We start from the raw sequence: 12198 nt of genomic DNA, 5'->3' as shown, positions 1-12198 counted from the left end.
GTCTTTTTTGCATAGAATTTTTGTTTAGGTGGTAATCACCGGTTTTATAATTAATGATTACGGTTATTTGCAGCAATTGTTGTCTTTAGGTATAAAATTATAAATGTAGCATACTTTTTTATAATATAAAGCAAGACATGTATGCATAAAAAACACCTCAGCATTAATCTAAATACATTGTCAACTAAATAACTTAAGTGTTTGGCGGATGGAGACACCCGCCGATGGCCTTTCTAACGGATGGTGTTTCATCATCCGAAATGGTAGCAGTAGCGTTTAAATATATTTACCTGACAATGTACTAAATGCTGAGGTGTTTTTTGTTTAATAATCATTTTTTACACGGTCTTCAATATATCATTCATCTTCCGTACTGCATCAGCACTCTTGTTGAACTGAGCTTGCTCCTGTTCATTCAGTTGGAAATCTATAATTTTTTCCCAACCATCTTTACCTATAACAACCGGTACGCCAAGGCAAATATCTTTTTGTCCATATTCACCATCCAGTGCCACACAACAAGACACTAATCTTTTTTGGTCGTGCACTACTGATTCTACCAACACCCTTACAGCAGCACCTGGCGCATACCATGCCGATGTACCAATAAGTTTGGTAAGCGTGGCACCACCCACCATCGTGTCGGATACAATTTGCTTGCACTGCGCTTCACTTAAAAATGAAGATACCGGGGCGCTGTTCCAGGTGGCATAGCGTATCAGCGGTATCATTGTTGTATCACCATGACCGCCAATTACAATAGCATTCAGGTCGTGCGGCGAGCAGCCTAATGCCTGGCTCAGGTAACATTTAAACCTTGCACTGTCTAATATGCCGCCCATACCAATGACGCGGTTTTTGGGTATGCCGGCGTTTTGCAGGGTTAAATAGGTCATCGTATCCATTGGGTTCGATACTACAATAACCACTGCATCGGGCGAATGTTGCAACAGGTTTTGTATTACGCTTTTTACAATACCCGCATTGGTGCCAATGAGTTCTTCGCGCGTCATACCCGGCTTGCGCGGTATGCCCGATGTTACTACTACCACATTGCTATTGGCAGAGGCAGCATAGTTGTTGGTATAGCCGGTAATGCGGGTGTCGAAATTGACTAAAGCAGCCGTTTGCATCATATCGAGTGCCTTGCCTTCGGCAAGTCCTTCTTTGATGTCGAGCAATACCAGTTCTTCGCATAAAGCGGCACGTGCAATTTCATCGGCGCAGGTGGCGCCCACAGCGCCGGCGCCTACAATCGTTATTTTCATACAATTAATCTTTATTGGGTTAGTACTATTTGCAAATGTATGGGTTGCAATGGTTTTGTTATTTATTTTCCGGTCTTAATCAGTTTGGCAATCACAGCCGGGCTGGTGCCTTGCGGATAAGCATTTAAAAAGTTGCCTTTCTTATCATAAACCGCCATAAAAGGTGTAAACTGAATTTTGTAAAACACCGGAATTTTATAGTTTGGATCGCGGCCCAGCACTACATTGGAAAACCGGTTCAGCTTGTAGTTTTCTGCAAAGTTCTTTATCTCTATTGGCGAGTGATAGCTTACCCATACCAGTTCGGTATTTTTCAGTTTATCCATCTCTTTCACAAACTCCTGCGCGGTCATTTGGCAGTGGCCACAATCGGGGCTAAAGTAAATGATAACCGTAGGTTTATTTTCGGGAAGTTGTTTATTGGTAAACCAGGTGCTGTCGGGTTTTAAAATAGCAAACTCCGGAATTTTATTTGTTTTTTTATATGGTGGAATGGTATCGCTGTTATCGGCAGATTGCGCATGGACTGCACAAACAAACAGCATCATCAGTATTATAAACAAAGTCTTCATACAAAATGTTTCTTCAAAGATGGGTTGAAAATGGCTTAGCTGCCAAAAAGATTTATTAAAAACTAAACGACCAGCTACCTCAAACAACCACAATTTTGCCCGGCTTTATACTTTAAACCTTAAACTTTAAATAATCTACCAGTATAATCAGGCATTATTGTACAACAATTTGTCAAGTCTCATTTTCGTAAAGAATTTTATATTTACCGCCATCCAACTTTTTTATGGAAACAATAGAAATGCAGATTGAGACTTTGTTGTACACCATTCGCCCTGCGGGTGGTACACTGAGCATCGTAAAGCTGCCGCAGAGTGGCAGTGACCGTATTTATTTCCGTATTTTTTACAACGATGAAACGCTGATTGCTACGTGGAATAACCATGTGCAGGAAAACAAAACGTTCATCTATTTTAGCACGCACTTTAAGCAATTGAATTTGCCCGTGCCCGCAATTTGTGCAGTTAACGAAACATACACTATTTATATACAGGAAGATTTGGGCACTACTTCGCTGCTGGATGTATTGGAGCAGCAAGGACAAAATGAATATGTATATGGTTTATTTCAGCAAAGCCTTACCGAGCTGGCACGCTTGCAAATAAAAGGGCACGAAGGCATGAATTATAACAGGTGCCTCACGGCAAAAATATTTGGCAATCAAGCGATCCTGAGTGATTTGCTGTACTTCAAATATTACTTTTTAGATACGCTGAAACTGCCGTATGATAAGCAGGTAATGTTGGAGGATTTTGAAAACATCAGCAGTTTTCTGGCCGACACAACCTACAGCTATTTTATGTTTCGCGACTTTCAAAGCCGCAACATTATTGTGCATAACAAAAAGGTACATTTTATAGATTATCAGGGTGGCATGCAGGGCGCTTTGCAGTACGATGTTGCCAGTTTGCTATGGCAGGCACGTGCCGGGCTGAGTGCTACATGGAAAGAAAGTCTGTTGCAACATTATATGGAAGAAGTGAATAAGTTATTGCCTGCACCTGTAAATACAACTTTATTCATTCAACGGTTTAATGGTTATGTGCTGTTGCGCTTATTGCAGGTATTGGGCGCCTACGGTTTTAGAGGTTTGTTTGAGCGTAAAGCACATTTTTTAACCAGTATTCCGCTTGCGTTGAGAAATTTAAAATGGTTTGTATTAAACCAGTTGCAGTTGGGTGTGGAAGCGACTGAGTTTACGAGAGTGTTAGCGTTGATTGTACAGGACGACATCATCCATCGTTTTGAAAATGTACAGGCAACCGAAACAACGCCGTTGGTAGTAGAAGTGAATAGTTTTTCTTATAAAAAAGGAATTCCCGGAACCACTGCGGGTCATGGCGGCGGCTTTGTGTTTGATTGTCGCGGATTACTGAATCCGGGGCGCTATCAGGAGTTTAAAACCTCATCGGGATTAGATAAAAATGTACAGCAGTTTTTGGAGGAGCGTACACGCATGAATGAATTTTTGAACAGTGTGTATAACCTGGTAGATATATCTGTGGAAGATTATATACAGCGCGGCTTTGAAAGCCTGATGATTAGCTTTGGCTGTACCGGCGGGCAGCATCGCAGTGTATATGCTGCCGAACAAACAGCAAGACATTTAAAAAATAAATACAAAGTAAAAGTGGCGTTGAACCATATTAACGAGGAAAATTGGGTAAAAGAACAAATAGTATCTATCTCCTGATGGGAAAACACTTGTCCCTTAAAGAGAGTAATGAAGCCAATATTAACGGGATCCAAAAAAATATTTACATACGTGCCCATGAAATCAAACTTCGTATCAAATCATTTTCAACATTCCTCATTGGGGAAAGAGAGTAACGGCATCAGAGCAATGATACTCGCTGCCGGCTTAGGCACACGCTTAAAACCTTTTACAAATTCACATCCCAAAGCGTTGGCTATTATTAATGGTAAGAGTTTATTGCAGCGCAATATTGAATATTTACAACAATACGGTATTTTTAATATTATAGTCAATACTCACCATTTTGCATCGCAAATAGAGGAAGCTATTGTGGCAAATAAGGGCTGGGGCAGCAATGTAACTATTTCGTACGAAGCGCAGGTGCTGGAGACCGGTGGCGGGCTGAAATATGCAACGCCCTATTTTAAAGACAGCAACTACTTTGTATTGATGAATGCCGATGTGCTTACAGATATGCCGCTGGATAAAATGATAGTACAGCATATGCAGCAGCACCCATTGGCAACCGTAGCCACCTGCAACAGAAATTCTTCGCGGTATTTGTTATTTGATGATAATGACATATTGTGTGGTTGGCAAAATATAAATACCGGCCAAGTAAAAATGGCCCGACCTGCGGAGAATTATACCCAACAAGCATTTAGTGGCATTCACATTATCAGTAACTGTTTTCTGGATTATTTACAATCTTTTGAGGGTAAATTTTCTATTATAGATGTTTATTTGAAATTTGCTAACAACTCTGTTATACAAGCATTTAAACACGATGATTACTTATTTATTGATGTGGGTAAGCCTGAAAGCTTAACCATTGCCGAAAATCTTTTTAAATAGCAGTAACTTTGCGTTGAAAGTATATATAAAAAAAAGGTATAATAATTGATAATAAAAGTGTACCTTGGAAGTGTGTTTGAAAGAAATTATATGTAAACCTAATTGCTGCTTTACTATTAAGGTTGGATAAAAATCCAATATTGTATGTTTGTGAACCTGGCCAAAACTTTAATTTTCATTGCTGCATGTATATGCTGTTTCAACATAGCAAAAGCACAGAATTTCACTACAAAGGGGGTGGAATTTTGGGCAGCTTATGGTGCCCATGCCAGTATGTATAAAGCCGATGGCAGTACTTATACTAATGGTGGTTCTCAAAAAATGATTTTTTATTTTTTATGCAATAAAGCCACTACTGTAACAGTAGAAATTCCGGCTATAGGCTGGAAAAGAACATATAAGGTAACTGCCGGCAGAACTACAGAGAGTGATGAAATGCCAAAGATGGGTGAAAGGGATATACGCCTGCTGCAGGAAGGCGTTTCAAACAAAGGCATCCATATTACCAGTGAGGACCTGATAGCGGTTTATTGCCATATTTACGACGAAAAATCTTCTGCAACTTCTTTGCTTATACCGGTTAATATTTCGGGGCAGGAATATTATACATTGGGTTATACTCAGGAATCGCTTAATCCCAACGGACGCTCTTATTGTTTTATAATTGCTACCGAAGACAGCACGGAAATAGAAGTAACGCCTGCTGCTAATACGCTTGGGCATCCTGCTGGCATGCCTTTTTTTCAAACACTAAATAAAGGGGAAGTGCTTACCTTATTTGGAGCCGATTTGGAATACAAAAACGGCCTTTATCACGGTACCGACCTATCAGGCACTTACATCAGAACCCTTGTTCAGCATAACAATGATATTTGTAAGAAAGTGGTTGTATTTAGCGGCTCTACGGCTACAAACATTGTATGTAAAGAAACCACCAGTAACACATCCGACAATCTTTTTCAGCAGGTGCCTTGCATAGACAACTGGGGCAGAAATTTTATTGCAGTGCCAACTGTAAATATGGAAACTAACCGGTACCGGGCAATTGTATTGAACCCTCAGCAAAAAGTATATGTAAATGGCAGACAGCTTACCAATATTATCAACAACCGCTTTTACGAGTTTAAAACTGATAAAATATCTACTATTCGCTCGGATAGTTTGATAGCAGTGGCGCAATACATTACCAGTGCCGGGCAGTGCGGCAATGAAGCTGCCGGAGAAGAAACAGGTGATCCCGAAATGATTTATTTATCACCAAATGGCAGTGGTATTACCAGTACTATTATCCATTCTACCAGACACGAAGGGATTGAATCGCATTTTATCAATGTGGTAATGAAGGCAAATGATGTGGACTCTTTTAAGCTGGATGGACACTCCATGCCCGAAGTATTTACAGTATATAACCGCAATCCGAATTTTGCAATTGCCCGAATTCCGGTATCACCAGGGCGGCATGTGTTGGTGTGCGATTCAGGCTTTAGTACCTATGCTTATGGTTATGGCAAGCTAGTGAGTTATGGTTACAATGGCGGCTATTCTACCAAGCATATAGATGGCTATTTGGGCGTACATAATCCGTATAAATCAATAACCACCACCACCACGTGCACAGCCACTCCGTTCAGGTTTTATTTTGATGTAGAAACAAAGCTGTTAAGCCTCTATTGCCATTTCAATAATAATAATCATTTGCTGCCCAATAATGAAGTGTGGCTTACAGACCCGCACCCTGATACCAGTTATTATGTTGACAGCATTAATACTACCTTTTACAGGTATTACCTTCCTGAAATGTATCAATACAATACAGTAGAACAAATACCCGTGCAGTTGACCGGCTATTTCCCTGATAAAAAAGGATGTATTGTAAAAAAGGAATTTAGTTTTTTGATTGACGTCATTCAAAAGCCAATTGCACAGATATACACAGCTTATGATAGTTGCATTAACAATGCTATACAACTCAATGACAATTCAATTTCGTATGGCAACAGCAAATTGGTGCAATGGCAGTGGGATTTTAATGATGGAAAAACTTCAAACGAACAAGACCCGCTGCACCATTTTAATGATTATGGTGAGTACAATATACAATTGCGCTCCATTAATGATGTAGGCTGCTATGCCGATACTATGCAAAGGGTGGGTTTATATCATTCTCCTGTGGCTTCCTTTGAAGTATCAGGCGCATTCTGCGATAAACAAGATGTACTTTTTAATAGTACCGCCACCATTCAAAACGATGAGTTAACAGGATGGAAATGGAGTTTTCTGCCCGATAAAACAATAGGCATTGCACCTAACGTGGTTAAACAGTTTACTGATAGCGGTGATTACGAAGTAAAGCTGGTTGCCAAAAGTAAACATGGTTGCACCGATACAGCTACCCAGATAGTACATATTTATGAAACACCGGAGATAAACCTGCCACCGGTTTTATATGTCTTGGCAGGTGATACACTGCGGTTAAGCCCTACTTACAAAGGCAATATCAATAGTTACAAATGGGCGCCGGACACTTACCTCAGCAGTACCATTACTCCCAATCCCGTTGCATCGGCAAGCGCCGATGTTACGTACAGCATCACAGCTTTCGCTGCCGACGGATTTTGCAAAGCTACCGCTACTACTACCGTTAAAATACAACAAAAACTCAGGATACCCAGTGCCTTTACCCCCAATGGAGATGGGCTTAATGATACCTGGCGTATCTTTAATATTGAAGGCTATGCCAACAGCACGGTGGAAATATATAACCGCTGGGGCAACCGTGTGTTTTATTCCAGAGGTTATCCAACACCCTGGAATGGCACTATGAATAACCAGCCCCTGCCTGCCGACACATATCTCTATATAATCCGGATGCACACACGTCAGGGAAATACTACGCAATCGGGCAGCATTACCATCATCCGGTAAGCCGCTTGCATGTATCTTTACCCGGTATTCATTTCTGTTTGTTTAAACACGAAGACAGTAAGCAAAGAAGTTGCGCAAAGAAGATGGATGTATCTTCAGATATTTTGTGCACCTCTCTGTTCTTTGATACTTTGTGGTTAAACAAAAAACTGTTGAAAACAGTAATAATATTCATTTTAGTATTAGCTATGCGCATTGTAGTCTTAAAGAATAATAAACACAAAAGCAGTTATACGGCTTCTGTTTATGCGTTGCTCGAGGAGATAGGACGAAGTAAGGGATTCGACATCCAATTTGCAGATAAGTTCAAAAATGTTTCAGCAGCAGGGAACAATTCGATCATCTTTGTAACAACTACTTCCACCTCTTTTTTTAATAGGTTTTTACAACGACAAAAACTTACCTCTTTTATTAAAAAGTATAAAACCGAACTGCTTATCCAGCACGTTGTTTCGCATGTAAAACAAAAAAGAATACCGCAACTATTGATAGCAGATGATATAGAAGGCTTGCCTGCGGTAAAAAAGGTAAGCTATTCCAAAATTTTCCTACTCACCTATTCTCTTTTTGCAAAGCAGGCAATTGCCGATAAAGGCTTTACCAACATTGTACATATGGTACCTTTCTTTGCAGGAGCTAAATTTCAGCCCATCACCTGGAGTATGAAACAACAGGTAAAAATTGATTATACCGAAGGACGCGAGTATTTTGTAATATCCAATCACTTCAAAAGCTTAGATGTCATTTTAAAACTACTAAAGGCTTTTTCCGGTTTTAAAAAATGGCAGCAAAGCAGCATGAAGCTCGTCATTACCGGCAAATTGTATGTGCCCCGGGATGATTGGGAAGAAAAGTGGAACACCTATAAATACCGCGAGGATGTATTGGTATATAATAAACTGGCTGAAGAAGAAAAAGTAAAGTTGCTTGCGGGCGCGTATGCCTGTATCCACTTGCCCAAAAATGATAACGATTTGCTGCCTTTGTTGCAAGCTATGCAATGCCACACGCCGGCAATTACGTTTGAAACTGCAAGTATAAAAGAATATGCTTCCGGGGCAGCACTTACTGCCACAGCAGACAATTATGTAGAGCTGACACAGCAAATGATATTGATGTACAAAGATGAAAACCAACGCAGCAAGCTAATAGAAAATTGTGCTTTGCGGTCAGCCGAATTTTCTAAACAAAATGCAATGCAGGTGCTGCAAACTATTATACTGTAAAAAGAGAATAGCACACACCTGAATATCTGCTGACAAGGATGACATAGACCTCTTTGGATAAGGATGATACTGACGAATAAATCTCCAGCCCGGCTGGTGTCAGTCAGGTGAGAATTAAACTGATAAAAACTGCATCCTTAATTCTGTAAAACAAAATCCTGTTCATGCATGTTATCCTGTGCCAAAAAATTCGGGCAATACGTGTAATTTATATTTGAACATTTTGTGTATGAACAATCCATGCTTTAATCCATATCATTTGTGTTTAAACAATTAGTGTTCATTAATAATTACTTTTGCACCATTATATTTTATAGCTATACATTATGCCTACATCTACCATTACCATAGACGTACATTTAGATGAAAATAAAGTTCCGGAAAAAATAGCCTGGCGTGCTACCGACAGCAGTGCCGAAACTGCACAAATTGCCAAAGCTATGATGATCGCCTTTTGGGACAGTGCCGATAAATCGGCCCTGCGCATAGACCTGTGGACAAAGGACATGATGGTAGATGAAATGAGTGATTTTTTTTATCAAACATTTTCTACTATGGCAGATACATACAGCCGCGCTACACAACACAAAGAATTGAGCAACGATATAAAGAACTTTGCTAAAAACTTTTATGCTAAGTTCAGAGATTTGCAGGCAAAGGAAATGAAAGGAAAACAATAGCATACGCCTGACATAGATATTTATTCACAGATTTGCAAGGGTTGTTTATTATGGAGATTAAACAACTGGTTAAAATAATCAGTTTTATCCCTGCCTTACTGACGCCAATCGGGCAGGAGATTTCATCATCAGTATCATCCTTATCCAAAAGCAATCCGTGTTTAATCCATGTCATCCGTATTTCAAAAAATTCGCGTAATTCGCTTAATTCATGTTTAAACAATTAATGAAATATAAAAGACAATACCATGAGCTTAGAAGCCAATGTAATGAATGAAATGAAAGATGCCATGAAAGCTAAAGATGAAGCTGCCCTGCGCAGCCTGCGAGCTATAAAGGCAGAGATTATTAAAGCCAAAACAGAACCTGGCGCTAATGGGCAAATATCAACAGATACAGAAATCAAACTGTTGCAACGCATGGTAAAGCAACGCCGCGATTCGCTGGAAATATTTCAACAACAAAACCGTCACGATCTTGCACAGAAAGAAGAGCAAGAACTGGCAGTAATTGAACGTTTTTTACCAAAACAATTATCTAGAGAAGAACTGAGAGAAGTGCTGATGACCATTATAGATGATATTGGGGCCAGCACACCCAACGAAATGGGCAAAGTAATGGCTATAGCTACAAAGCAATTAGCAGGAAAAGCAGATGGCAAAGCTATATCTGCTGCGGTAAAGGAATTGTTGGCAAATAAGTGAGCGGTAAAGAGTGAGAAGTGAAATGATATAGTAACTTTAAACACCACAAATAAAAAAGCATTGAATCAAATCTCCCTTCTCGCTTTTCACGCTTATGATCATTGACATTATATACCTCGGTTTGCTGGCATTGGCTGTGTTTAAAGGCTTCCGCAACGGCTTTATTATAGCTGTCTTTTCCTTTTTTGCGGTAATTATTGGTTTGGCAGCAGCACTTAAGTTATCGGTAGTGGTTGCCGGCTGGCTGGGCACCAACATTAATGTTAGTGCACGCTTTTTGCCGGTATTAGCTTTTGTATTGGTAATGGTAGTTGTGGCATGGCTGGTGCGCCTTTGCGGATTGCTCATTCAAAAAGCATTGCAAATAGTAATGCTGGGTTTTATCAACAAAGCGGCTGGCATTATATTGTATGCTGTATTATACACTATCTTGCTGAGTGTAGTATTGTTTTATGCAAAACAGATAAATATAATAGGGCAAGATGCAGTTGCAGCATCCTATTGCTACAGCTTTATACAACCATGGGGACCAGCAGCTATCCAGGTGTTTGCTATGCTTATTCCGGCCTTCAAGAATATGTTTCAGTACCTGGAACATTTCTTTGATAACATTGCTAAAAAAGCTGCATGAATAATGTTGTTAAAAGCAAAACAGTTACTTTAGCAGCATCAATTATATTTGAATAGCTGAGGCTTAATGCAGATAAGACTAAGAATCACATGACGTATAACATAAAACAACAGGAAAAATTCAAGTTTATTGAAGAAGGCAATGGCGAGCCGCTGCTGCTGTTGCATGGCCTGTTTGGTGCACTCAGCAATTTTCAGCATTTGATAGATCACTTCAGGGACCGTTATAAGGTAGTCGTTCCTATCCTGCCGCTTTTTGATCTGGATATATTTCACACAACGGTAGGTGGTTTAGCAAAATTTATCAGCCGGTTTATAGAAACGCGTAACTACAACAATATTCATTTATTAGGCAATTCGCTGGGCGGGCATGTAGCACTGGTATACATTTTAAAAAACCCGCAGCGCATCAAATCGCTAATACTTACCGGCAGTTCCGGTTTGTTTGAGAGTGGAATGGGCGATACTTATCCAAAGCGCGGAGACAAAGAATATATCCGCCACAAAACACAGCTTACTTTTTATGACCCCGCTATAGCTACTGATGAACTGGTAAATGAAGTGTTTGAAATAACGAATAACCGCCTGAAGGTTATCAAGATCATTGCACTTGCAAAAAGCGCCATACGAAATAATTTAGGCCACGAATTAAACCAGATACAGCAACCCACACTCTTAATCTGGGGAAAGAATGATACAGTAACTCCGCCATTTGTTGCAGAGGAGTTTAAAAAGCTCATCCCTCACAGTGAGCTGCACTTTATTGATAAATGCGGACATGCACCCATGATGGAAAGACCGGAAGAGTTTAATGTCATTTTGGATGCATTTCTCGAAAAATTGAAACAACCTGCTGCAACACTGGCGTAGATTTTTTTGTCTTGCTAAAAATTGAATCAATGCTTGTAAGCCAATGTACGATAGCCAACTATCCGGTAGTTCATTTATTTGATAAAGTATCGCTGGCACTGCAGTTTATGGATGACTACGAAGTGCAGCACCTGCCTGTAACAAATAATGATAAATATACCGGTGTTATAACAAAAGATGATTTGCTTGATGAAGACAACGCAGCTACTATAGCTTCGCTTGAATTGCCGTTGCTCCATTTATCTGTACAGCCAACAGAACATTTTTTATCAGCACTCAAAATAGCTGCCGCCAACGATTTAACTATACTGCCGGTGGTTACTCCCGAGCAGGAAGTACAAGGGGTGCTCACACAAACCGAACTGTTGCATGTAGCTGCTGCTTTTCAAAATGTAGAAGAACCCGGTGCCATTATAGTAATGGAAATGGAACGCAGCAGCTATTCTATTGGCGAGTTGTCGCGCCTTGTAGAAACCAACAATGCCAGTATCACACAATTGAATACTTATACGGAAGTAGGTACCGGATTGTTTATCGTTACTATCAAAATTAATAAAACTGAAATAGCTGATATTCTTGCCACATTGCAGCGGTATGATTACATAATTCGCTATTATTTTGGCGAAGAAGCCTACGAAAATGAACTCAAAGAAAACTATGATTTGCTGATGGCATATTTGCGGATATAATTATGCATTTTTAGTTTACTTTTTATCGTATTTTATTCCCCTCTTTCTCATGGATACATCCGCGGGCTATATGCTTTATAATCCT

Annotated in this window: 11 protein-coding genes; 9 read left to right on the top strand and 2 right to left on the bottom strand. The window is 39.9% G+C overall.

Annotated features, from left to right (window positions below):
* Window positions 1–338: 338 nt before the first annotated feature.
* Entirely contained in the window at window positions 339–1268 is a 930-nt protein-coding gene (gene mdh, locus FC093_RS09225) for a malate dehydrogenase (RefSeq protein WP_137261487.1), read from the bottom strand.
* A gap of 62 nt (window positions 1269–1330) precedes the next feature.
* Window positions 1331–1840, bottom strand: coding sequence for a TlpA family protein disulfide reductase (locus FC093_RS09220; RefSeq protein ID WP_137261486.1), 510 nt, complete (start codon window positions 1838–1840; stop codon window positions 1331–1333).
* A 224-nt stretch (window positions 1841–2064) separates the two neighbouring features.
* Here FC093_RS09220 and FC093_RS09215 point away from each other — a divergent pair, with 224 nt between their 5' ends.
* The 9 genes from FC093_RS09215 (at window position 2065) to FC093_RS09175 (ending at window position 12113) form a co-directional block, all read left to right on the top strand.
* Complete coding sequence (locus FC093_RS09215; protein ID WP_137261485.1) at window positions 2065–3531, top strand: RapZ C-terminal domain-containing protein; 1467 nt, start codon at window positions 2065–2067, stop codon at window positions 3529–3531.
* A gap of 78 nt (window positions 3532–3609) precedes the next feature.
* Window positions 3610–4389: a nucleotidyltransferase family protein gene (locus FC093_RS09210; RefSeq protein WP_137261484.1), complete on the top strand. Its 780-nt coding sequence runs from the start codon at window positions 3610–3612 to the stop codon at window positions 4387–4389.
* Between the two features lie 144 nt (window positions 4390–4533).
* Window positions 4534–7314 carry a T9SS type B sorting domain-containing protein gene (locus FC093_RS09205; RefSeq protein ID WP_137261483.1) on the top strand — a complete coding sequence of 927 codons (2781 nt, stop codon included), beginning with the start codon at window positions 4534–4536 and terminating at the stop codon, window positions 7312–7314.
* Window positions 7315–7466: 152 nt separating this feature from the next.
* Window positions 7467–8540, top strand: a complete 1074-nt coding sequence (locus FC093_RS09200; protein ID WP_170971038.1) for a glycosyltransferase — start codon at window positions 7467–7469, stop codon at window positions 8538–8540.
* A gap of 326 nt (window positions 8541–8866) precedes the next feature.
* Window positions 8867–9220, top strand: coding sequence for a gliding motility protein GldC (gene gldC / locus FC093_RS09195; RefSeq protein WP_137261481.1), 354 nt, complete (start codon window positions 8867–8869; stop codon window positions 9218–9220).
* 248 nt (window positions 9221–9468) lie between these two features.
* Entirely contained in the window at window positions 9469–9924 is a 456-nt protein-coding gene (locus FC093_RS09190; protein ID WP_137261480.1) for a GatB/YqeY domain-containing protein, read from the top strand.
* A 94-nt stretch (window positions 9925–10018) separates the two neighbouring features.
* Window positions 10019–10555 carry a CvpA family protein gene (locus FC093_RS09185; protein WP_137261479.1) on the top strand — a complete coding sequence of 179 codons (537 nt, stop codon included), beginning with the start codon at window positions 10019–10021 and terminating at the stop codon, window positions 10553–10555.
* An 89-nt stretch (window positions 10556–10644) separates the two neighbouring features.
* Window positions 10645–11424, top strand: a complete 780-nt coding sequence (locus FC093_RS09180) for an alpha/beta fold hydrolase (protein ID WP_137261478.1) — start codon at window positions 10645–10647, stop codon at window positions 11422–11424.
* 29 nt (window positions 11425–11453) lie between these two features.
* Complete coding sequence (locus tag FC093_RS09175) at window positions 11454–12113, top strand: CBS domain-containing protein (RefSeq protein WP_137261477.1); 660 nt, start codon at window positions 11454–11456, stop codon at window positions 12111–12113.
* Window positions 12114–12198: the final 85 nt, after the last annotated feature.

Origin of the sequence: Ilyomonas limi (genome assembly GCF_005233845.1) — a bacterium.
Lineage (GTDB): Bacteria > Bacteroidota > Bacteroidia > Chitinophagales > Chitinophagaceae > Ilyomonas > Ilyomonas limi.
Note: the sequence above shows the minus strand (reverse complement) of the source record. Positions and strands in the feature narration are given on the sequence as shown.